Genomic DNA, 22,419 nt, shown 5'->3' with positions numbered 1-22,419 from the left:
CTCGCGATCCCGTGCAGGATGATGAGCAGGGAGATGAGGACAGACCCGGAATGGGATCGCTCAGGTTACGTTTCGGCCTGCTCGTCGGCAGCGCCGCCGCCCTCGTGGTGCTGGCGGCCCTCGGCCTCTACGGGGCGATGCATGCCGCCGAGCGCACCCTCGACGCGACGCTCGACGCGCAGGTGAGGCTCGAGCTGATCGCGGAATTGTCCGGGCGCCTGACCGAGTTCGGCCTCGCCTCGGTCGAGGCGGTGAGCGACAATCCGGGTCGGCCCGAGCGGCTGGCCAATGCCCGCAACGAGGTCGACCGGGCGCTGAACGCCGTCGACGAGGGGTTGAGCCGGGCGGTCGCCGGGGCCGGCGGCGTCCTCGACCGGGCGCAGTACACCGCCCGGTCCCGGCCGCTCGCCCGCCTGCGCGCCGCCCGCGCCATGCTCGACCGGCAGGTGGCGCAGATCCAGCGCGAGCCGGATTCCGGCCGGCGCGCCGACGGGATCCGGGGGGCGCTGAACGCCTTCGGGGCGGTCACGGGCCAGCCCCTCACCTTCCTGGTCGAGGCCGAGCGCCGGGCGGTCGAGGCCTCTGCGGCGGAGGTCCGGACGCTGGCGGCGCGGATGCGCGGCGTCGCGGTGGCGGCGGCCCTGGTGATCGTGCTGCTCCTCGTCCTGCTGCACCAGAGCCTGACCCGTCCGATCCTGCGCCGGATCGAGGCGATCCGGGCCGGCGCCGCGGCGATCGGCCGGGGCGAGCTCGACACCCGCCTGACCGTCGCGAGCCGCGACGAGCTGGGCCTGCTCGTCGCGAGCTTCAACCGGATGGCGGCGCGGCTGAAGCGGCGCGAGACCCGGGTCGCCGCCGACCGGGCGGCCTTGGAGGAGATCGTCGCCCGCGCCACCGCCGACCTGCGCGGCGCCAATGCGCGGCTGGAGGAGATCGACCGCTCGCGCCGACGCTTCTTCGCCGATGTCAGCCACGAGCTGCGCACGCCGCTCACCGTGATCCTCGGCGAGTGCGACCTCGCCGCCCGCTCCCCCGACACGCCCGACCCGTTCCGGCCGGTCATCGCCACCATCCGCAAGCGGGCCCTGCGGCTGCACCGCCGGGTCGGCGACATGCTGCGGGTCGCCCGCTCGGAATCCGGCCAGATCGCGCTGGAGCGCCGCCCGGTCAGCCTCGCCGCCACCTTAACCGAGGCGGTGGAGAGCTGCGCGCCGGAGGCCGGGCGCCGCCGCGTCGCACTCGTCCTGGAACCGAGTGCCGCCGACGTCGAGGTCCTGGCCGATGCCGAGTGGCTGCGCCAGATCGTCGAGGGGCTGATCGACAACGCTCTCCGCCACGCCGCCGGCGCGACCCGGGTGAGCGTCGGCTTCACCGCAAACGGCCACGGCGCCGCCATCACGGTGACCGATGACGGCCCGGGCTTTCCGGCCGAGGCCGACGTCCTGTTCGAGCGCTTCCGTCGCGGGGACGGGCCCGGCTCGGGCTCGTCCGGCTTCGGCATCGGGCTCGCACTGGCGCGCTGGGTGGTTGAGCGCCATGATGGGGCGATCCGCCTGGAATCGGGGGATCCAAGAGGCCGGGACGGTGGCCGGGACGGTGGCCGGGCGTTCGGCGCCAGGGTCACCCTGGAGCTGCCCGGCGAGGAGACGAGGGAGGATGCGGCATGACCGGGCGACCGGGGCGGCGCGCATGACGAGCGTGCTCATCGTCGAGGATGACGGCGACATCCGCGCCATGCTGGCGCGGGGGCTCTCCGCCGAGGGTTTCGCCGTCGACCTTGCCGGCGGGGTCGACGAGGCGCTGGCGGCGGCCCGCGAGCGGGTGCCGGAGGCGGTGCTCCTCGACAACATGCTGCCGGACGGTTCGGGCCACGACGTCTGCCGGAGCCTGCGCGAGGGCGGCTATCCGGGGGCGATCCTGTTCTTGAGCGCCAAGGACGAGGTCGGCGACCGGGTCGACGGCCTCGCGGTCGGGGCCGACGACTACATCGTCAAGCCGTTCGTGTTCGACGAATTGCTCGCGCGCCTGCGCACCCACCTGCAGCGGCGGCGCGTCACGGGCGAAGCGCGCACGCTCGTCAGCGCCGGGCGCCTCTCCCTCGACCTCGCCACCCGGCAGGTCCGCTTCGGCGAGGTCACCGCCCGCCTGACCCAGCGCGAGGCTGAATTGCTGGCGATCCTGATGGAGCAGGCGAGCCGGCCGGTGACGCGGGGCGACATCTTCGACCGGCTCTGGGCGAGCCAGGGCGGCCTCTCCCTCAACGTGGTCGACGTCTATGTCGGCTACCTGCGCACCAAGCTCGCCGACATCGTCCGGGCCGGCGGCCCGAGCCTCGTCACCGTGCGCGGCCGCGGTTTCATGCTCGACCTGCACGAGGCCGGATTCCGTCAGTGACGAAATTATTTTGGGCGCGATCGATGCTGGCCAAGCCGCTGGCCGTCATGCACAATAAGACCGGTCTGAGAAGACCCGACCCCGTCCGTCCCGGGAATTCGGCAAAATAGCGCTTGCGCTCCGAGCACTGATTGCCGATATATCCCGGGGTGACGGAAAACACTGTCATCTCAAAGTCTTAGGAACCTCTTAGAGGGTTCCGCCGCTCAGGAGAAGCGCCATGAAGTGGTCGATGCCCGTCGTCGCCGAGGTCTGTGTCGGCATGGAAGTCACCTCGTACGAGTCCGCCGAGATCGATCCCTTCAACTAAGGGCTCGCCTGATTCGCGCCTCCGGCGGTCTCCCGCCGGATGGCGCTCGACACGGACATCTTCAGAAGCCCGGCGCCACAAGCCGGACCGTCCGCCGAAGTCGCAGGAGGAACGCCATGAAGTGGTCGCTGCCCGTCGTCGCCGAGATCTGCGTCGGCATGGAAGTCACCGCCTACGAATCCGCCGAGATCGATCCCTTCAACTGAGCGGGATCGACGGTCGATCATGCACGCCATCGTTCTGGGGTCCGGAGCGGGCGGGGGCGTGCCGCAGTGGAACTGCCGCTGCCCGATCTGCGCCCTGGCCCGGGCGGGGGACCGCCGGGTCCTGCCCCGCACCCAGTCGAGCCTCGCCGTCTCAGCCGACGGTGACCATTGGCTCCTGGTGAACGCCTCGCCGGACATCCGCCAGCAGCTGTTCGACACGCCGGCCCTGCACCCGCGCGAGGGCTTGCGGCACTCGCCGATCCGGGCGGTGCTGCTCACCAACGGCGACGTCGATCATGTCGCGGGCCTCCTCACCCTGCGCGAGGGCCAGCCCTTCCGCCTCCACGCCACGCGCGGCATCCTCGAGTCGATCGGCGCCAACCGCGTCTTCGACGTGATGGCCTCCGGCGTGGTGGAGCGCGTCGAGATCGCGCTGGACCGGCCGTTCGCGCCGGTGCCGTGCCTCACCGTCACGTTGTTCCCGGTCCCCGGCAAGGTGCCGCTCTGGCTCGAGGACGGCACGCCGGAGATCGGCGCCGAGACCGAGAGCACGGTGGGGGCGATGATCGAGGCTTCGGGCAAGCGCCTCGCCTACGTGCCGGGCTGCGCCCGCGTCACGGACGGGCTGAAGGCGCGGATCGCCGGGGTCGACGCGCTGCTGTTCGACGGCACGGTGCTCGCCGACGACGACATGATCCGCGCCGGCGTCGGCACCAAGACCGGCTGGCGCATGGGCCACGTCCCGATGACCGGCGAGGGTGGCTCGGTCGAGGCCCTGGCCGACGTGCCGATCGGGCGGAGGGTCTTCGTTCACATCAACAACACCAATCCGGTGCTGGTCGAGGGTTCGGAGGAGCGCCACGCTATCGAGGCGGCAGGGTGGATCGTGGCGCAGGACGGGCTGGCGTTGCGTCTGTGAGAGTTTTGGCTGGGCGCGGGCATTTTCCCCTCCCCCCTCTGCGGAGCAGGCCGGGAGAGGGGAACCACGCTTCCGGAGAGGTCGCGACCATTCTGAAGGGCGCCCCATTCTTTATCGCCGCGCTGCCCCTCTCCCGCCCCGCATCCGCGGGTCACCCTCCCCCGCAGAGGGGGGAGGGAAAACCGCCGCTATGTCTTTCCCCCGGACAGCTCTGGCCCTCACTCACTTTGGTCCCCCTTGACCCCTCCCCGCGGCGGATCAATCTCCCGCCCCACGGGACCGCCGACAACGAAGAAACCGGAAACGCCAGGACGCCATGACCGCCTCCCTCGCCCTGTCCGTGAGCCCGAGCGAGCCCACCGACCGCCTGCTCTCCCCGGATGAGCTCGAAGCGGCGCTCCGCGACATCGGGGCGCGGCGCTACCACAACCTGCATCCGTTCCACCGCCTGCTGCACGACGGGAAGCTCGACAAGGATCAGGTCCGGGCCTGGGCGCTCAACCGCTACTACTATCAGGCGATGATCCCGGTGAAGGACGCCACCCTGCTGGCGCGCCTGCCGGACGCGAGCCTGCGCCGGATCTGGCGCCAGCGCATTGTCGACCATGACGGCGACCACGAGGGCGACGGCGGCATCGAGCGCTGGCTGAAGCTCGCCGAGGGCGTCGGCTTCGACCGCGACTACGTGCTGTCCACGCGGGGCATCCTCTCGGCGACCCGCTTCTCGGTCGAGGCCTACGTGCACTTCGTCGGCGAACGCTCGCTGCTCGAGGCCATCGCCTCCTCGCTCACCGAGATGTTCTCGCCGACGATCATCTCGGAGCGGGTGTCCGGGATGCTGAAGAACTACGACTTCATCACCCGCGAGACCCTGTCCTACTTCGACAAGCGCCTGACCCAGGCGCCGCGAGACGCCGATTTCGCCCTCGACTACGTGAAGCGTCACGCCGTCACGCCGGAGCAGCAGGCCCAGGCCCTCGACGCGCTGCGCTTCAAGTGCAACGTGCTGTGGACCCAGCTCGACGCGCTCTACTTCGCCTACGTGGCGCCCGGAATGATCCCGCCGGATGCCTGGCGCCCGGGCGAGGGGTTGCGGACGGGAGCGGGCGCATGAGCCTGACCCCCGACAGCGTGCCGCGCCTGCCCCGCGGCGTGCGGCTGCGCCACGACACGGTGCGCGACGCCCACGTGCTGCTGGCCCCCGAGCGCACCTTCGACCTCGACCAGAACGCCGTGGCGGTCTTGAGCCTCGTCGATGGCGCACGCAGCATCCGGGCCATCGCCGAGGCGCTGGCGCAGCAATACGAGACAGACCGCGCCGTCATCGAGCCCGACGTCATCACCATGCTGGACGGCCTGCTGCTCAAGCGCGTGCTCGAGACCGTGCCGGCTGCGTGAGCCCGGGAGGGACAGTCATGAACGCCGTCACGCCCACCCTGCCGGCCCCGATCGGGCTCCTCGCGGAGCTGACCCATCGCTGCCCCCTGCGCTGTCCCTATTGCTCGAACCCGCTCGAGCTCGACCGGCGCTCGGCCGAGCTCGACACCGCGACCTGGCAGCGGGTGCTCAGCCAAGCGGCGGCGCTCGGTGTCCTCCACGTCCATCTCTCGGGCGGCGAGCCGACGGCGCGGCAGGACATCGTCGACATCACCCGCGCTTGCGCCGAACTCGGCCTCTACTCGAACCTCATCACCTCCGGGGTGGCCGGCGCCCTCGACAAGCTCGACGCCCTCTCCGAGGCCGGGCTCGACCACGTGCAGCTCTCGGTCCAGGCGGTCGAGGCGGGGAATGCCGAGCGCATCGGCGGCCTGAAGAACGCGCAACCGCAAAAGTTCGCCTTCGCCGAGCGGGTGACGGCGCTCGGCCTGCCGCTGACGCTGAACGCCGTGATCCACCGCGGCAACATCGCCGAGGTGCCGGCGCTGATCGATCTGGCGGTCCGCCTCGGCGCCAAGCGCCTGGAGGTGGCCCACACCCAGTATTATGGCTGGGCCTACGTCAACCGTGCCGCCCTGATGCCGGCGAAGGCCGATGTCGACCGCTCGATTCGCACCGTCGAGGAGGCGCGCGAGCGGCTGAAAGGCCAGCTCGTCATCGACCTCGTGGTGCCGGATTACTACGCCAAGTACCCGAAGGCCTGTGCCGGCGGCTGGGGCCGGCGGCTGATGAACGTCACGCCGACCGGCAAGGTGCTGCCCTGCCACGCCGCCGAGACGATTCCGGGCCTCGACTTCTGGTACGTCCGGGATCATTCGCTGGCTGAGATCTGGGCCGACTCGCCGGCCTTCCTGGCCTATCGCGGCACCGAGTGGATGCAGGAGCCCTGCCGCTCCTGCGACCGGCGCGAGAAGGATTGGGGCGGCTGCCGCTGCCAGGCCCTGGCTCTGGCCGGCGACGCCGCCGCCACCGACCCGGCCTGCTCGCTCTCGCCCCTTCACGGCAAGGTGCAGGCCCTGGCGATCGCCGAATCGGCGCTGGAGACCGCGCCGGACTACCAGTACCGCACCGTCGGCGGCGCGCCCCGCGCCGCCATCCCCGAGGGAGCGCCCGTGTGAGACGCCTCGTCCTGGCAGCCATCCTCTCCGCCCTCCTCGGCGGACCGGCCCTCGCGCAAGACACATCCCAGCAGGACGCCTCCCCGCAAGGATCGCCCCCGAACGCCACCGCGCTGCTGTTCGAGACCAACCAGCTCGCCAACGCCCCGCCGGGCCGGCCCCTGAGCTACCGCTACACCCGCTTCAGCGGCATCGACGGCGCGCCCTTCGGTCCGCCGGTCGAGGACCGCATCCGCGAGGAGGTGGCACCCGGCGCGAGCGCCGACACGCGCAACCTCAGGGTCGAGATGTTCTCCGGCGAGCGCCGGATGCCGACCGCGACCTACGAGGACGTGCCGGGCAATCCCGTGCTGGTGCGCTTCCTCGAGCACCACCTCGACGACCTCGCCAAGGTGCTCAAGGGCAACCCGCGCTACATCAAGAACGCCATCCGGCGCTCGTTGCGCGAGAGCGCGAGCGTGACCCCGGCCGAGGTCGAGGCCGAGGGAGGCAAGAAGCCGGGCTGGCGCGTGGTGGCGCGGCCCCTCGCCGACGATCCGGTGCGCGACCGCCTGCGCGGCTTCGACAGCCTGACCTACACCTTCGTGGTCTCAAGCGCGGTGCCCGGCCAGATCGTCTCGATCGACGCCCGGGCGACGAGCCCGGAGGGCGGGATTCTGCTCCAGGAAACGCTGACCTATGAACCGAATGCTGGTTAAGGCCCTGATCGCGGGCGGCGCGCTGGTTGCGGCCGGCGCCGCGCGGGCCGACGACAACGACTATCCGACCGAGGCGCGGGCCGATTACGTGTTCGGCTGCATGGCGGCCAATGGCCAGACCCGCGAGGCGCTGACGAAATGCGCCTGCTCGATCGACGCGATCGCGGCGATCCTGCCCTACGACAAGTACGTCCAGGCCTCGACCATCCTCGGCATGCGCCAGGGCATCGGCCAGCGCGCCAACGAGTTCCGCTCGACCAAGATGTTCGACGACAAGGTGGCGGAGCTGCGCCGGGCCCAGGCCGAGGCGGAGATCCGCTGCTACCGCCAGACGGCGAACTGACCGGGAGCTATCAGGCCGCCCGCGCCGGCGCGGCCTCCTCGCCGGCCACGACGACGCGGTCGCGCCCGCCATGCTTGGCCTCGTACAGGGCCCGGCCGGCCCGGCGCATGCGACGATGAGTGTTCGACATTTCGTGACGTCGACGGATCGCCGAAGGCCGAACGCGCGGCATCGCCAGGGTGGTTGCGGCCCCGCTCACGGACCGGCACTCTCGACACCTCTCGATCGGCGGGGATGCGCGATGAAGCGGCTCATCGGATTGGTGCTGGCGGCGGGATGCCTCATCCGCCCGGCTTTTGCCGACGACCTCTCGCTCTGGTCGGTCTACGACAGGACGTTGCGGTCGGCGAAGTACATCGACCTCACCCACGCCTTCGCGCCGGTGCAGCCGGTCTGGCCGGGCTTTGCCGGCGCCCAGTTCAAGCCGGCCCGCGCTGGGCGCACGCTGGAGGGATTCGCCAAGGAAGGCGACGTCTTCACCTACGAGACCCACGGCTTCGTCGCCACCGCCTACGACCTGCCGACCGACCAGTACGGCACCCAGCTCGATCCGCCGGCGCACTGGAATCCCCGCGGCGCGACGATCAGCGACCTGCCGGCGACCTACACCCTGCGCCCGCTCGCGGTGATCGACATCTCGCAGAAGGTCATCCGCGACGAGGGCTACCACCTCCAGGTCGCCGACGTGACGGCCTGGGAGGAGCGGCACGGCCGCATCCCGGCCGGGGCCGTGGTGATGGTGCGCTCCGACTGGTCGAAGCGCTGGGCCGAGGCCGAGCGGTTCCGCCAGAAGCCGTTTCCGGGGGTGAGCCTCGCGGCGCTGCAGTTCCTGCACCTGGAGCGCAAGATCCTGTTCCACGGCCACGAGCCTCTCGACACCGACACGACGCCTCATCTCGAGGGCGAGGCCTGGCTGATGCACAACAACTTCGCGCAAGCCGAGGGCGTGACCAACCTCGACCAAGTGCCCGAGGCCGGCGCCCTGGTGGCGATCGGCTTCGCCAAGCCGCTCGGCGGCACCGGGGGCTATGCCCGCTACGTCGCCATCGCGCCGGCGGGCTGGCCGCACGGCGTCAGCGTCGACGCGGTGCCGGGCGCACCGCTGCCGCTGCAACCCGCGCCGCTCAAGCGCAACGCCGACGGGGTGATGCGGCCGACGGGGCGGTGAGGAGAAGCCCATGACGATGCAGGGTCGCCTGTCGCCTGCGGCGTTCCGGTCGTTCCAGGACGGCCGGCCCGACGAGGAGCGCTGGGAGCTGATCGATGGAACGCCGGTCATGATGACGCCGCCCCTGATCGATCACAACCGGATCGCCAGCACTCTCGAGCGCCTGCTCAACGACGCCCTGGAGCGGCATGATCCCGACCGCGAGGCGGTGCAGCGCGTAGGGCTCGAACTCGGGCTCGGCCCCGCCGCGCTGGCGGGACTCGGTTTCGCAGGGGCTTACCGACCGGAGCCGGACGTCGCGGTGATCGACTACGATCCCGCCGCCGGCCGTCGCTTCGTCGACCGGGCCTATCTCCTGGCAGAGGTGGTGTCGGGCACCGACGACGAGCCGGTGCTGCCGGGCGGGCTGCCGTGGATCGACGCCAAAACGAGGCTCTACCGGGCGCACGAGGCCTGCCGCGCGGTGCTGGTCATCGAGCAGCGCCGGATCGAGGTCACACTCTGGCGGCGCGGGCCGGACGGGTGGGACGAGCGACGGCTCACCGATGCGGATGCTGCACTGGACCTGCCGGAGTTCGGCCTGCACTGCCCGGTCGGGGCTCTCTATGCCGGCACGCATCTGCGGCCGCGGAGGAGATCGTGAGCCCGTACCACGAATTCCGCTCAAGCTACTTCATACAAACAGAGCGCGGGATCCCCTCTCCAGGCGATGCCGGGCTTGCCCGGTATCGCTGCAAGGTGTGGGAGAGGGGTAGGGGCGATCGAAGATCGCGCAGGGTGGCTCGGCTTCAGGATAAATCGCTGAGCGTCGAGCTGCGCAGCTCGAAGGTCGGATCTTTGTTCTGAACCCGAGCCACCCTCACCCCCGACCCCTCTCCCACACGGGAGAGGGGAGAGCGCTCCATCCTTATTCATACAGATCAAACGGAGATACTGGGCACTTCTTCACTCCATCCCCGGCTTCCCGCCCCGCAGCTTCTTCACGTCCCCCCGCCTACCCTTCTCCTCCAGCCGGCGCTTCTTCGAGGCCAGGGTCGGACGGGTCGGGCGGCGCGGGGTCGGGGGCACCGCGGCCTCGCGGACGAGATCGGCCAGGCGCTCGCGCGCCTCGGCGCGGTTGCGCTCCTGGGTGCGGTGGGTCTGGGCGGTGATGACCAGGACGCCGTCCGCGGTGAGCCGCCGCCCGGCGAGCTTCATCAGCCGGATCGCCACGGCGTTCGGCAGCGCGGGCGAGCGCCGCACGTCGAAGCGCAGCTGCACCGCCGACGAAACCTTGTTGACGTTCTGGCCGCCCGGGCCGGAGGCGCGCACGAAGCTCTCCTCCAGCTCGGACTCGTCGAGGGTGATCCAGGGCGTGCATTCGAGACCCACGACGGCGCTCCCGAGAACCGATTGACGCCGCCGCCATCCCACGAAACCGCTGCGCGCGCTACATCGGGGGCGTGCCCAAGACATCAGCCCCCCCAACATCCAAGGCCGTGATCCGCACGGCGTCGCCGTCCGAGCCGTTGCCGTCGCAGAATGCTGACCTCCCCGCCGCCTTCGCGGGCTGGTTCGCGGCGCGCGGCTGGGCGCCGCGGCCGCACCAGCTCGCCCTGCTGGCGGCGGCGCAAGCCGGGCGCTCGGCCCTGCTGGTGGCGCCGACCGGGGCCGGCAAGACGCTGGCGGGCTTCCTCCCCACCCTGGTCGAGCTGGCGGAGGGGACGGCGAAGGGTGGCCTGCACACCCTCTACATCTCGCCGCTCAAGGCGCTCGCGGTCGACATCGCCCGCAACCTCGACGCGCCGGTCGCCGGCCTCGGGCTGGAGCAGAGAATCCGGATCGAGACCCGGACCGGCGACACCCCGTCGCACAAGCGCAGCCGCCAGGTTGCCCGGCCGCCCCACATCCTGCTCACCACGCCCGAGCAGCTGGCGCTGCTGATCGCCCACCGCGAGGCGGCGGAGCTCTTCCGCGGCCTTAAGCGCGTGGTCCTCGACGAATTGCACGCGCTGGTCACCTCAAAGCGCGGCGACCTCCTGAGCCTCGGCCTCGCCCGCCTGCACCGGCTGGCGCCCGGCCTCGCCATGACCGGCCTGTCGGCGACGGTGCGCGAGCCCGACGCGCTCCGGCGCTACCTGGTGCCGCAGACCCCTGAGCCGGCGATGGCCGACCTCATCACCGTCGAGGGCGGGGCGCGCGCCGACCTGCGCATGCTGGAGACCGGCCGCACCCTGCCGCTCGCCGGGCACACGGCGTGGCAATCGATGCCGGCGGTCTACGACCTGATCCGGCAGCACAAGCTGGTGCTCGTCTTCGTCAACACGCGGCTCCAGGCCGAGTACACCTTCCAGGAATTGTGGAATCTCAACGACGACGGGTTGCCGATCGCCCTCCACCACGGCTCGCTCGACGCCACCCAGCGCCGCAAGGTCGAGGCCGCGATGGCGGCGGGGGTGCTCCGGGCCGTGGTCTGCACCGCGACCCTCGATCTCGGCATCGACTGGGGCGATGTCGACCTCGTCATCAACATCGGCGCGCCGAAGGGGGCGAGCCGGATCATGCAGCGGATCGGCCGGGCCAACCACCGCATGGACGAGCCGTCCAAGGCCTATCTGGTGCCGGCCAACCGCTTCGAGATGCTGGAATGCCGCGCCGCCCTCGACGCCGTCGAGGAGGCGGCGCAGGACACGCCGGATCCGCGCCTCGGCGCCCTCGACGTGCTGGCCCAGCACGTGCTCGGCATGGCCTGCGCCGGGCCGTTCTCCGAGGACGAGCTCTACGACGAGGTGCGGGCCGCGTCCCCCTACGCCGACCTGACCCGGGACGACTTCCTCCTCGTCCTCGACTACGTCGCCACTGGCGGCTACGCGCTCCGGGCCTACGAGCGCTTCGCCAAGATCCTGCGCGGGCCGGACGGGCTGTGGCGGGTGCGCGACGCCCGCACTGCGCAACAATACCGGATGAATATCGGCACGATCATCGAATCGACCAAAATCAAGGTGCGGCTCGCCCGGCGCAACCGCACCAAGCCCGGCAGCGTGCTGCCGGCGGGCGGAAAGGTGCTCGGCGAGATCGAGGAGGACTTCGCCGAGACCCTGACGGTCGGCGACACCTTCCTGTTCGCCGGCGAGATCCTGCGCTTCGAGGGCCTGCACGAGGACGAGGCCCTGGTCACCCGCGGCCCCCCGGGCACCGACCCGGCGATCCCGAGCTATGCCGGCTCGAAATTCCCGCTCTCAACCTTCCTCGCCGCCCGGGTGCGGGCGCTGATCGCCGATCCGTTCGAGTGGGACCGGCTGCCGGCGCAGGTCGCCGACTACCTGGTGCAGCAGCGCCGGCGCTCGGTCCTGCCCGGTCCCCGCGATCTCCTGGTCGAGACCTTTCCGCGCGCCAACCGCTATTACCTCGCCTGCTTCCCGTTCGAGGGGCGCCTCGCGCACCAGACCCTCGGCATGCTGCTGACCCGGCGGCTGGAGCGGGCCGGGATGCGGCCGCTGGGCTTCGCCGCCAACGATTACGGCCTCGCGGTCTTCGGGACCCGCGACCTGTCGGAGCGCATCGGCCGCGAGCCCGGCTTCCTCGACGGGCTGTTCGCTGAAGATATGCTCGGCGACGACCTGGAGGAGTGGCTCGACGAATCGGCGATGATGAAGCGCACCTTCCGCCAATGCGCGGTGATCGCAGGGCTGATCGAGCGCCGCCATCCGGGCCTGCGCAAGACCGGGCGGCAGGTCACGATCTCGACCGACCTGATCTACGACGTGCTGCGCAAGCACCAGCCCGGCCACCTGCTGCTGCGGGCGGCGCGCCAGGATGCGGCAACCGGACTCCTCGACGTGGCCCGCCTCGGTATGATGCTTGCGCGCATCCAGGGGCGAATCATCCACAAGGCCCTCGACCGGGTGTCGCCGCTCGCCGTGAACGTGATGCTCGAGATCGGGCGCGAGCGGGTCTACGGCGAGGGCGCGGACGAGATCCTGGCCGAGGCCGAGGCGGCTCTGCTCGACGAGGCGCTGGCGTGACACCGGAGGGCGCCCCGCTCCGCTTGAAGGACTGTGACATCGTGGCGCTGCCGCTGAAGCTCGAGAAGACCCACAAGACCCCCGGCGTGACGCTCGCCGGCGAGACCCTCGCCCTCGACCTCAGCGGTGGGCTGTGGCTGCCGGAGCACCGCACCCTCGTGGTCTCCGACCTGCACCTGGAGAAGGGCTCGGCCTTCGCCGCCCGCTCCGGCCAGTTCCTGCCGCCCTACGACACCCGCGAGACCCTGGCGTCCTTGCACGAGGCGGTGGCGCGGCTCGACCCGGCCTGCGTGGTGTGTCTCGGGGATTCCTTCCACGACGCGCAGGGGCCGGCCCGTCTGGCGGTCGAGGACCGCGCGCTCATCGCCGCCCTGCAGGAGGGCCGCGACTGGGTCTGGATCACCGGCAACCACGACCGGGCGATCCAGGACGGCATCGGCGGCCGCTTCGCCGACATCCTGACGGTCGGCGGCCTGACCCTCCGGCACGAGCCCGCCGCGCGCCCGGAGGTCGGCGAGGTCGCCGGCCACTACCACCCGGTCGGCAAGGTCGCGATGCGCGGCCGCGCCGTGCGCCGGCGCTGCTTCGTCCTCGACGCGACGCGCTTGGTGATGCCGGCCTTCGGCTCGCTGACCGGCGGGCTCAACGTGCGGTCCGAGACGTTCGACGGGCTGTTTCCCGGCGGGTTCACCGCGCACCTGATCGGGGATGGCAGGGTGTTCGCGATCGCCCGGACGATGCTGACGCGGGAGTGAGCGGCGAGCGAGCCCTCGCTGTCATCTGCTGTTCCTCGTCATCCCACCCGCGACCTCATCCTGAGAGCCGATGGCGAGGGTGGGCGGACCGCATTGTAACCCTCTTCGTCATCCCGGGGATCGCCGCAGGCGAGAACCCGGGATGACGAAGAGGGATGCCGACCTGTATGGCAGATCAACAAGCGTAACCTGTTGTCGACCTTTGCGGGCGGTCTCACGCCACCCCAAAAAATCCCGCCGCCAGCAGCGCCAGCCCGGCCACCCCCGACAGCACCAGCCGCAACCGCCCGAGCCACGCCGGCACCAGCCCGCGCCGCGGCAGGTCCTGGTCGACGAGGCCCCAGGCGAGCACGAGGGCGCCGAGCGCCCGCAGGTCCCACGGCGCCGGCGCGAACAAGGCCGCCCAGGCGATGAGCGAGGGCACCACCGACACAGCGTAGTCGACGCCCCTGCCCTCCGGCGAGGCGGCGGCGGCGCCCCAGCGCAGGCCGCCGAGGAACGACGCGATCACGGCGCCGTAGGCCGCGAGCAGCGGGCGCGGCGCCAGCCCGAACGGCGACAGGCCGAGGATCACCAGGGCGGCGAGCCCGAGGAACGGGATCAGGCCCGCACCACCGAGGATCAGGGCGGCGGGGGACGCGGCGCGGTGCATTCAGTCTCTCCGGAAGATCACGCTGGCGAGCCAGCCGGAGATGAGCGCGAGGGCGCCGGCGGCAAGCCCGTAGGCCAGCGACCAATCGCGGGCCACCGTGGCGATCCCCTGCTCGAGGCCCGACTTGACGAGATCGAATCGCGCCTCCTGCCGCGCGAGTGGCACGCCGCCGGCGAGCAATACCACCTCGACGTCGTAGGATCCGACCGGCGCGGTCGCCGGCAGCGGCGCGGTGGCGCGAAAGACCGTGGGCGACAGGAACCGCATCCCGGCCTCGTTCTCGCTGAACAGGCGCTCGCGCCGGCGCAGGCGCAGCAGCGCCTCGCGAAAGGGATCGTCCGGCGCCGGCGCCGCGAGGGTCAGGTCGGGGGAGGCCACGATGGCCGTGAGGCCGAGCCGCAGGCGCCGGCGGGTCGCCTCGTCGGCGATCCCCGCCAGGGGACGGGACGACAAGACCGCCAGGAAGCTCGGCACCTCGGCGAATTTCTGCTGGCCGCGATTGACCCAGACCGGGCCGAGGGCCTCCTTCTCGCGCACGGTCAGGGCCTGGCGCGGGCCCCGGATCGTCGCCACCACGTCGTAGCCGCCCGACCGGGCCGCCGCCTGCCCGTCGCGCTCGATGGCGCCGAACACCGCGACCGAGGTGCCCGCATAGGTCGAGGTGACGGCGAGCCGGTTGAACGACAGGCTGACGACGAGGGATTCCGCCCGGGCCGGGCCCGCGGCGAGCAGGATCATGAGGACGGCAAGAACGGCGCGCATCAGCGCGCCTCCTGGACCACGATCGAGAACGGCTCCTCGGGCCGCAGACCCAGCTCGACCGCGAAGCGCAGGCCCACGGCCAGGACCAGGATGGCGAGGAGGAACCGGAAATACTCCGAGCGCAGGTTGCGCCCGGCCCGCGCGCCGAACTGCGCCCCGAACACCCCGCCGGCGATCAGGATCACCGCCAGCACGATGTCGACCGCCTGGTTCTGCACCGCGTGCAGCACCAGCGCGACGAAGCTGGTGCAGACGATCTGGAACTGCGAGGTGCCGACCACCACGCCGGTCGGCACCCGCATCAGGTAGAGCAGCGCCGGGACCAGGATGAAGCCGCCGCCGATGCCGAGCACCGCGCCGGCAAAGCCCACGAACAGCGCGAGGCCGAGGATCGGGATCACGCTGGCATAGAGGCGCGAGCGCGGAAACCGCATCCGCAGCGGCCAGGCCAGGTAGGCGGCGTGGTCGCCGCCGAGCCGCGCCGGGCGCGGCCGGCCGCGGTGGCGGGCCCAGGCGCTGCGCACGGACTCCGCCAGCATCAGCCCGCCCACCACGGTGAACAGCGTCACGTAGGCGACCGTGATGACGAGGTCGAGCTGGCCCGCCCGCCGCATGGCGGCGAAGAACCAGACGCCGAGGCTGGTGCCGACGAAGCCCCCCAGCACCAGGACGAGGCCGAGCCGCAGGTCGAGGGCGTTGCGCCGGCGCGCCGCCAGCACGCTGGTGGCCGAGGAGGCGACGATCGGGGCGGTCTGGGTCGCGACGGCGATGGCCGGCGGGATCCCCATCACGATCAGGATCGGGGTCATCAGGAAGCCGCCGCCGATGCCGAACAGCCCCGACACGAAGCCGACCGCCGCGCCGAGCCCGAGGAGGACGAGGACGCTGACCGGCATCTCGGCGATCGGAAGGTAGATCTGCAACGGCGGGGAGGATCCGGTGCGGCGGGGATCCCCGCTCTAGAGCATTTTCCGATGAAGTGGATACCGGTTCGTCGAAGAAAATGCGGCAAAATCAGAGATCTAGAGCGCTCCGCGATGGCGGAGCGGTCTAGACCATGTCGCGTCGCGGGGGAAACCGCCGGCGCCGAACGCGATCGGGCGCGAACCGGTCGGTCCGCGCCCGTCGATCATGGCTGTGGTTTCGAGATGGTTCGGTGCGCCTACACCTTGCCGGTCCCCGTTCCCATTCCCTTGCCGACGCTGAGGGGCGGCGGCGCGCCGATCAGCGACATCGCGCCCGGGGTCGCCGCGGTCTCGACGCGGGCGGCCGGGGGGTCGTTCACCGCCGGGTCCGGAACCCGCGCCTTCCAGGCCTCGGCCGCGCTGCGGGCCGCGGCCAGGTCCTTCGGCGCCAGCTTGCCGGCGACCTCGTCGCGCTTGCGGCCGGCATCGTCGTCGCCCTGCGCGGCGGCGGCCGCGAACCAGCCATAGGCCTGGGTCAGGTCCTGGGCGACGCCGAGGCCGCGGGCCTGCAGCACCGCGAGGTTGTACTGGCTGTCGCGCACCCCGTACTCGGCGGCCTTGCGGAACCAGGTCGCCGCGGAAGCGTAGTCGGGCTTGCCGCCGGCGGCGCCGGACTCGGCCATCATCACCGCGAGGTTGTGCATCGCCCGGACATGGCCCTGCATCGCCGCGCGGCCGTACCAGAGCCGGGCCTTCTCCTGGTCGCGGACCAGGCCGAGGCCCTTCTCGTACTGGCTGCCGAGGCGGTACTGCGCCGGGGCGTAGCCGGCGCCGGCCAGGCGGTCGAACAGCTTGGCGGCGAGAGCGGTGTCACGCGGCAGGCCGCGGCCGTCGACGGCCCGGCTGGCGAGTTCGTAGATCGCCGCGCCGTCGCCGTCGAGGGCCGCCTGGCGCAGGGACGAGGCGCCGGCCGGGAGCGCGGCGAGCTCGTTGTTCAGGGACGCCATGTCGGTCACCCGCGGCGTCGTCGGCCGGGCGGCGAGGCTCGGCTTGGCCGCCTCCGGGGCCACCGTCTCCGCGCCCTTCTGGGGGACGGCGTCGGGCTTGACGGCATCGGGCCTGGCGGGGGCCGGCCTGGCCTCAACGGCCCTGGTGTCCGCACCCTTGGCCTCCGCCGTGGCGGCGGGTGCCGCGACCGGGGGCGTGCCCTTGGGCAGGGCGGGCGCGCCGGTGGCCTGGGTCGTCGTCGGATCGGCCGGCGTCGCCTCGTGCGAGGAGATCGTCGGGGCGTCGGTGCGAGGGCCGGCGCCGTGCAGGGCCTGCAGCGTCCCGAGCGCCAGCACGATCGCCGCGATGCCGAGGAGCAGGGGCCGGCGGCGGCGCTCGATCGCGGCCCGCAGGCGCTCGACCAGGCTGCCCCGGGCCTCGACGCTCCGCTCGGGCACGGGCAGGGCCGGCCCGGTGCCGGCCGCCTCGGCCGCCGCGGCCTGGGCGGCGCGGCGGGCCGCCGCGATGAAGCTCGCCTTGATGTCGCCGGCCGGCAGCTCCGGCGCGGGGCCGGTCTCGGCGCCGTGCGGCTGGCGCGGGCGCACCGCGCCGGGCTCGATCATCTCGTCGGCCGGGCTCGTCGAGCCGAGATTCGCGGGGCCGAGATTCGCCGGGCCGGCGCCGGTCAGGCCGGATTTGGGCGCCTCCGGCCGGCGGGCCGGGCGCGGCTCCGGCGCCGGGGTCGTGGTCTCGCGCAACGTGTCGCGCAGGTTGCGAGCGTGGCGGGCCGGCGCCGCGACGGCGGCCGGGACCGCCTCGCCCCGGCGCTCGCCGTCGAGATGGGTCAGCCGGGAGACCAGCTGCTCGAGGGCGGAATGCACGCCCTCCATGGTGGCCTGGAGGCGCTTGTCGGAGGCCGCCTGCTGCGCCCGCATGTCGGCGAGCATCGCCTGCAATCCGCCGAGGCCCTCGGCCTCCGCCGCGCCCTTGCGCTCGGCGCCGATCGAATCGGCGACGCTGCGGGCGGCGCGCTCCGCCGCGGCCTGGATCGGCGCCTCGTCGCGCAGGAGCGCGACCTGGGCCAGCAGGTCGCCCATGGTGCGCTCCAGGCCCGCCAGGGCCGGATCGCTGCCGCGGGTGTCGATGCGGCTCGCCAGCGCCAGCACCTGGCGCTCGAGCCCGTCGAGGGTCTCGCCGCCCGCCCCCTGCCCGACCCGGTCGAGCTTGTCGGCGAGGCTGCGCAGCATGCCGTGGATCGACGCGAGGTCGCTGCTCGGCAGCGCCGGCTGGCGCAGGGCCTCGCCGATCTGCTCCAGCCGCCCCATCACGTCGCCGACGGTGTTGACCGAGGCGACCTGGTCGACCTTGGCCGACAGGGCGTCGATGCGGCCGAGGATGTCGCCCGAGGCGTTCGGCTGCTCGCGCCGCTCGGCGCGCAGGTCGTCGAGCTTGCGGTCGAGATCGGCGATGCCCTGGGCCAGGGCCGGCGCGTCGGCGCCGGGCGCCCGCACGCCCTCGCGGATCTCCTCCAGGAGCGGCCGCAGCTCGTTCATCAGGGCCGGGCTGTCGAGCATGCCGTTGCCGAGCCGGGTCACGGTCTCGGTGAGCTCGTCGACCGACCGGGCGAGGTTCTGCACCCGGGCCGGCTCGGCGAGCACGGCCAGCCGGCTGCGGATCTCCTCCAGCTCGGCGAACAGCTTGGCGGCCGCGTCGCGGTCGGCGAGCCCGGTCCGGTCGGTGCCGAGCGTCCCGTCCATCTGGCGCGCCAGGCGCTCGACGTCCTGGGCCACCCGGGCGTGGACGTTGGCCGCGACGTCGTCGGCGAGGCGGCCGACCTGGACCCGCATCAGGTCGATTGGCCCGGCGACGGCGACGAGGTCGGCCGGGTCGCGGGCCCGCTGCACCTCGTCGGCCAGGGTGCGGACGGCCTGTTCCAGGGTGACGAGATCGCCGCTGGTGGCGAGCGTGCCGATCGAGTCGCGCAGGCGCGAGGTCTCGGCCTGCAGTCCGGCGATCGCCGGCGAGAGCTTGTCGGCGGCGGCCTCGGTCGTCTCCATCACCCGCGCGAGGTCCCGCCGCAGGCCGTCGACCAGAATCTCCTGATCGTCCCCGGGGGCACCGTCGTCGAGCTGCTGCTGGCGCTGGCGGATCTCCGCCACGGCGGCGGCGAGGCTGTTGGGAGCCGGGCGGGCGCGGCGGCCGGCCGGACGCGTCGCGGCGTCGCGCGGGGCGGACGTGTCATCGGCGGAGCGGGCCTCGCCGGCCTGCGCCGCCTTCCTGTCCTGCACCGCCTTGATCACCGCCTCGTCGACGGCCTCGCGGTTCTCGCTGATGCGGCGATCGATCGCGTCGAGGCGGCGGCCGATCGCCGCCACGGCCTCGACCAGCTGTGCGTCGCTCGCGGCCGGCAGGGCGTCGGCGATGGCCGGGACGGTTACGGTTTCGGCGACGCGCCCGTGGCGCGGACGCTGCGCCCGCGGCGCGTCGTGCGGCCAGGACCGGTCCGCCCGCCGACCCTCGGCCTCGACCTCCGGAAAGCCCTGTGCCTGGAACGCGTCGTGCCGCGTGCGGCGGGATCCGGCGACGCGGCGCGACTGCTGACGGACGCCGGCGCGGGCGGAGCCCTCGCTGATCGCCTCGGCCAGCCACTCGTCCACAGACAACCCGGCGCGCCGGGCAGCCTCGCGGGCGGCGTCGCGCAGCTCCGGGTCGAATGCATCGAGTGTGGGAGCGGTCCGTCTCATAGCGGGCTCTGCGCAAGGGGCCTGGGGATCTCGCGGGTAGGCGCCGGCTCGTCGCCGGCAGGAACCCCGCGCCCTGCTCGATCCTTGAAGATCCGGTCAGTGGCAGCAGCCTGTGAAGGTTCCCTCCGGCACTTTCGGGCGACAGGGTAAACAAGCGGTTAAGCGACGACCCTGCGTCCGCTCTGGCACGCTTACTGCTCCCGATCGTTGCATGCGCAACTCACTGATGACCAATTTATGTTCACAACCTGTGAGCGATTCGACGCAAGCCGCGCGGGCATTTCGGGCTTCCTATCCCCAGCCAGAACCCCGTAACGGTAATCTGATTTCCGTCGTAAGAGCTTGAAACCGCGCGCATTTTACCGTAAGTAACACACGCTCAAGTTGACGTTACCTTTCCCTTAGGTAGGTCATTTGACCTTCTTTGTGTCACAGGGCGCCCCCACGGCGTCCCTGGTATGACAGCGTGCGTGTCTCAACGGGGGAATCGGCATGGCTTATGATCGGCAGACCGAGAGCAGCAGAGGGGCGTCCGCCCGCTCCGGCGGGGTCGCTCCGCGCACCGGCCGGCCGGCCGGCCGCTCGACGGCACCGGCGACGCTCACCATCGGCGACCTCGCCGAGGAGTTCGGCGTGACGCTGCGGGCTTTGCGCTTCTACGAGGCGAAGGGCCTCCTGCATCCGCAGCGCCGCGGCACGACCCGGCTCTACACCGAGGACGACCGCTCGCGGCTGGCCACCATCCTGCGCGGCAAGGAGCTCGGCTTCACCCTGCGCGAGATCGCCGCGATGGTCGATGGCGACGAGCTCGCCGAGGCCGGTGCGGGCGCGACCCTCGCCCTCTCCCCGGCCCAGGTCGCCGAGCAGATCACCCATCTGGAGAACCAGAAGGCGGAGATCGAGCGGGCGCTCGAGGCTCTGCGGGGCTACGGCCAGGCCGTCGCGAGCGCCTGAGGCCGAGCGTCTCAGGCGAAGAGTGACGCGAGTTCCGGCGGCGCCCTGCGGGGGCGGGCGCCGCCCGGATCGGAACCCCGGCCCGTGCCTGGGGCTCATCCTGCGTCAACCTTGTCGGCCACGAAGGCCGGCGGCGCGCCGGTGCACCCCTTGCCGTTCCTTGCCGAGATAGTTTACATATGAACTATCTCGCCGCGGAGGCTCCGCGGACGGATCTGGATCAGATCGTGGGAGCGGGGGAAACATGCCGAGCTACAAGGCGCCGGTGGAGGACGTGCTGTTCCTCCTCAACGACGTGTTCGGGATCGCGCGCTACAGCAACCTGCCCGGCTTCGCCGAGGCGACGCCCGACGTGGTCGAGGCGGTGATCGCGGAGGGCGCGAAGCTCTGCGAGGAGGTGCTGGCGCCGCTCAACCGGGTCGGCGACCTGGAGGGCTGCACCCGCCATCCGGACGGCAGCGTGACCACCCCGAAGGGCTTCAAGGCCGGCTACGACGCCTATGCGGGCGGCGGCTGGATGGGCCTGTCGATGCCCGAGGAATATGGCGGCCAGGGCCTGCCCCACACCCTCAACAGCGTGATGCAGGAATTCGTCTCCGGCGCCAACGTCGCGCTCGGGATGTATCCGGGCCTGACCCAAGGCGCGATGGCCGCCCTCCTGGTGCACGGCTCCGAGGAGCAGAAGCGCACCTACCTGCCCAAGATGGTCGAGGGCACCTGGACCGGGACGATGAACCTGACCGAGCCGCATTGCGGCACGGATCTCGGCCTGCTCAAGACCAAGGCCGTCCCGAACGGCGACGGCTCCTACGCGCTCACCGGCACCAAGATCTTCATCTCGGCCGGCGAGCACGACCTGTCGGAGAACATCATCCACCTGGTGATCGCCCGGATCGAGGGCGCGCCGGCCGGCACCAAGGGCATCTCGCTCTTCGTGGTGCCGAAATTCCTGGTCGGGCCCGACGGGGCGGTGGGCGCGCGCAACGGCGTGTCCTGCGGCGCCATCGAGCACAAGATGGGCATCCACGGCAACGCCACCTGCGTGATGAACTACGACGGCGCCACCGGCTGGCTCGTCGGCGAGGCCAATCGCGGCCTCAACGCGATGTTCGTGATGATGAACGAGGCCCGCCTCGCCGTCGGCATCCAGGGCCTCGGCCAGTCCGAGGTCGCCTACCAGAACGCCGTGGCCTATGCCCGCGACCGGCTCCAGGGCCGTTCGCTCACCGGCGCCAAGGCGCCCGAGAAGCCCGCCGACCCGATCATCGTCCACCCGGACGTGCGCCGGACGCTGCTCACCATCCGCGCCTTCAACGAGGCCGCCCGGGCGCTGGTGATCTGGACCGCGCTCCAGGCCGACATCGCCCACCGCTCCGAGGACCCGGCCGCGCGCCAGGCGGCGGAAGACCACATGGGCCTGCTCACCCCGGTGGTGAAGGGCGTGCTGACCGACCGGGGCTTTTCCAACGCGGTCGACGCCCAGCAGATGTTCGGCGGCCACGGCTACATCGAGGAATGGGGGATGTCGCAATTCGTGCGCGACGCCCGCATCGCCCAGATTTACGAGGGCGCCAACGGCATCCAGGCGATGGACCTCGTCGGCCGGAAATTGCCGCGCGACGGCGGCCGGGCGATGATGCGCTTCCTCGCCGAGGTCGAAGGCTTCTGCAAGGAGAACGCCGAGGACGAGAGCCTCAAGGTCTTCTGCGCGCCCCTGATGAAGAGCCTCGGCCACCTGCAGCAGGCGACGATGTGGCTGATGCAGAACGCCATGGCCAAGCCCGACAATGCCGGCGCGGCGGCGACCGACTACATGCACCTGATGGGCCTCGTCGCCATGGGCTACATGTGGGGCCGGATCGCCAAGGCCACGGCCGAGAAGAAGAAGTCCGGTGAGGGCATCGCCGAGCGCCTCGACGCGCGGCTCGCCACCGGCCGGTTCTACGTCGAGCGCGTGCTGCCGGAGACCGGCACCCGGCTCGCCCGGATCTCGGCCGGGTCGGACGCCGTCATGGCGATGCCGGCGGAGCTGTTCTAGGTTCGTCTCCGACGCACGGAGCCTG

19 protein-coding genes and 1 pseudogene are annotated in these 22,419 nt (G+C 71.9%); 15 read left to right on the top strand and 5 right to left on the bottom strand.

What is annotated here, in order from left to right; genetic code table 11:
• The first annotated feature begins 50 nt into the window (after positions 1 to 50).
• The 11 genes and pseudogenes from BM430_RS00835 (at position 51) to BM430_RS00780 (ending at position 9,236) form a co-directional block, all read left to right on the top strand.
• On the top strand, positions 51 to 1,667 hold the full coding sequence (locus BM430_RS00835) for a sensor histidine kinase (RefSeq protein WP_093564362.1): 1,617 nt from the start codon (positions 51 to 53) through the stop codon (positions 1,665 to 1,667).
• A 22-nt stretch (positions 1,668 to 1,689) separates the two neighbouring features.
• Positions 1,690 to 2,394 (top strand): response regulator transcription factor, encoded by a 705-nt coding sequence (locus BM430_RS00830; protein WP_093564735.1) that lies wholly within the window; start codon positions 1,690 to 1,692, stop codon positions 2,392 to 2,394.
• Between the two features lie 220 nt (positions 2,395 to 2,614).
• The gene (pqqA, locus tag BM430_RS00825) at positions 2,615 to 2,704 is read left to right on the top strand and encodes a pyrroloquinoline quinone precursor peptide PqqA (RefSeq protein ID WP_048426854.1); all 90 of its coding nucleotides are present in this window, start codon (positions 2,615 to 2,617) and stop codon (positions 2,702 to 2,704) included.
• A 116-nt stretch (positions 2,705 to 2,820) separates the two neighbouring features.
• Positions 2,821 to 2,910, top strand: coding sequence for a pyrroloquinoline quinone precursor peptide PqqA (gene pqqA / locus BM430_RS00820; RefSeq protein WP_093564360.1), 90 nt, complete (start codon positions 2,821 to 2,823; stop codon positions 2,908 to 2,910).
• A gap of 19 nt (positions 2,911 to 2,929) precedes the next feature.
• Positions 2,930 to 3,829: a pyrroloquinoline quinone biosynthesis protein PqqB gene (gene pqqB / locus BM430_RS00815; protein ID WP_093564358.1), complete on the top strand. Its 900-nt coding sequence runs from the start codon at positions 2,930 to 2,932 to the stop codon at positions 3,827 to 3,829.
• Positions 3,830 to 4,145: 316 nt separating this feature from the next.
• A pseudogene (gene pqqC / locus BM430_RS00810) lies at positions 4,146 to 5,227 on the top strand (pyrroloquinoline-quinone synthase PqqC).
• Between the two features lie 17 nt (positions 5,228 to 5,244).
• The gene (pqqE, locus tag BM430_RS00800) at positions 5,245 to 6,384 is read left to right on the top strand and encodes a pyrroloquinoline quinone biosynthesis protein PqqE (protein WP_093564353.1); all 1,140 of its coding nucleotides are present in this window, start codon (positions 5,245 to 5,247) and stop codon (positions 6,382 to 6,384) included.
• Positions 6,381 to 7,082 carry a hypothetical protein gene (locus BM430_RS00795; protein WP_093564351.1) on the top strand — a complete coding sequence of 234 codons (702 nt, stop codon included), beginning with the start codon at positions 6,381 to 6,383 and terminating at the stop codon, positions 7,080 to 7,082. The genes pqqE and BM430_RS00795 overlap by 4 nt, the downstream gene beginning before the upstream one ends.
• Positions 7,063 to 7,425 (top strand): hypothetical protein, encoded by a 363-nt coding sequence (locus BM430_RS00790; protein ID WP_093564349.1) that lies wholly within the window; start codon positions 7,063 to 7,065, stop codon positions 7,423 to 7,425. Before BM430_RS00795 ends, BM430_RS00790 begins: the two co-directional genes overlap by 20 nt.
• 241 nt (positions 7,426 to 7,666) lie before the next feature.
• Complete coding sequence (locus tag BM430_RS00785) at positions 7,667 to 8,593, top strand: cyclase family protein (RefSeq protein WP_093564347.1); 927 nt, start codon at positions 7,667 to 7,669, stop codon at positions 8,591 to 8,593.
• Between the two features lie 10 nt (positions 8,594 to 8,603).
• Positions 8,604 to 9,236 (top strand): Uma2 family endonuclease, encoded by a 633-nt coding sequence (locus tag BM430_RS00780; protein ID WP_093564345.1) that lies wholly within the window; start codon positions 8,604 to 8,606, stop codon positions 9,234 to 9,236.
• A 302-nt stretch (positions 9,237 to 9,538) separates the two neighbouring features.
• Here the strand turns inward: BM430_RS00780 and arfB are convergent, their stop codons facing one another.
• Positions 9,539 to 9,964 (bottom strand): alternative ribosome rescue aminoacyl-tRNA hydrolase ArfB, encoded by a 426-nt coding sequence (gene arfB, locus BM430_RS00775; RefSeq protein WP_177302877.1) that lies wholly within the window; start codon positions 9,962 to 9,964, stop codon positions 9,539 to 9,541.
• A gap of 137 nt (positions 9,965 to 10,101) precedes the next feature.
• Between arfB and BM430_RS00770 the strand changes: the two genes are divergently transcribed.
• Both BM430_RS00770 and pdeM read left to right on the top strand, forming a co-directional pair.
• The gene (locus BM430_RS00770) at positions 10,102 to 12,597 is read left to right on the top strand and encodes a ligase-associated DNA damage response DEXH box helicase (protein WP_093564734.1); all 2,496 of its coding nucleotides are present in this window, start codon (positions 10,102 to 10,104) and stop codon (positions 12,595 to 12,597) included.
• Positions 12,598 to 12,638: 41 nt separating this feature from the next.
• On the top strand, positions 12,639 to 13,352 hold the full coding sequence (gene pdeM / locus BM430_RS00765; RefSeq protein ID WP_093564733.1) for a ligase-associated DNA damage response endonuclease PdeM: 714 nt from the start codon (positions 12,639 to 12,641) through the stop codon (positions 13,350 to 13,352).
• 214 nt (positions 13,353 to 13,566) lie between these two features.
• Here pdeM and BM430_RS00760 read toward each other — a convergent pair whose 3' ends face one another.
• From BM430_RS00760 to BM430_RS00745, 4 genes are all read right to left on the bottom strand, one after another.
• The gene (locus BM430_RS00760; protein WP_093564341.1) at positions 13,567 to 14,004 is read right to left on the bottom strand and encodes a DUF3429 domain-containing protein; all 438 of its coding nucleotides are present in this window, start codon (positions 14,002 to 14,004) and stop codon (positions 13,567 to 13,569) included.
• Complete coding sequence (locus tag BM430_RS00755; RefSeq protein ID WP_093564339.1) at positions 14,005 to 14,766, bottom strand: TIGR02186 family protein; 762 nt, start codon at positions 14,764 to 14,766, stop codon at positions 14,005 to 14,007.
• The gene (locus tag BM430_RS00750) at positions 14,766 to 15,689 is read right to left on the bottom strand and encodes a sulfite exporter TauE/SafE family protein (RefSeq protein WP_093564337.1); all 924 of its coding nucleotides are present in this window, start codon (positions 15,687 to 15,689) and stop codon (positions 14,766 to 14,768) included. The genes BM430_RS00755 and BM430_RS00750 overlap by 1 nt, the downstream gene beginning before the upstream one ends.
• A gap of 239 nt (positions 15,690 to 15,928) precedes the next feature.
• Positions 15,929 to 19,402, bottom strand: coding sequence for an SEL1-like repeat protein (locus BM430_RS00745; RefSeq protein ID WP_093564335.1), 3,474 nt, complete (start codon positions 19,400 to 19,402; stop codon positions 15,929 to 15,931).
• 492 nt (positions 19,403 to 19,894) lie between these two features.
• On the opposite strand from BM430_RS00745, the gene BM430_RS00740 reads away from it, so the two are divergent.
• Together BM430_RS00740 and BM430_RS00735 are read left to right on the top strand one after the other, a co-directional pair.
• Positions 19,895 to 20,356 carry a MerR family transcriptional regulator gene (locus BM430_RS00740; RefSeq protein ID WP_093564333.1) on the top strand — a complete coding sequence of 154 codons (462 nt, stop codon included), beginning with the start codon at positions 19,895 to 19,897 and terminating at the stop codon, positions 20,354 to 20,356.
• Between the two features lie 244 nt (positions 20,357 to 20,600).
• Positions 20,601 to 22,394: an acyl-CoA dehydrogenase C-terminal domain-containing protein gene (locus BM430_RS00735; protein WP_093564331.1), complete on the top strand. Its 1,794-nt coding sequence runs from the start codon at positions 20,601 to 20,603 to the stop codon at positions 22,392 to 22,394.
• Positions 22,395 to 22,419: the final 25 nt, after the last annotated feature.

The sequence above is a fragment of the Methylobacterium sp. 174MFSha1.1 genome (assembly GCF_900116815.1).
In the GTDB taxonomy this organism is placed as follows: Bacteria; Pseudomonadota; Alphaproteobacteria; order Rhizobiales; family Beijerinckiaceae; genus Methylobacterium.
Note: the sequence above shows the minus strand (reverse complement) of the source record. Positions and strands in the feature narration are given on the sequence as shown.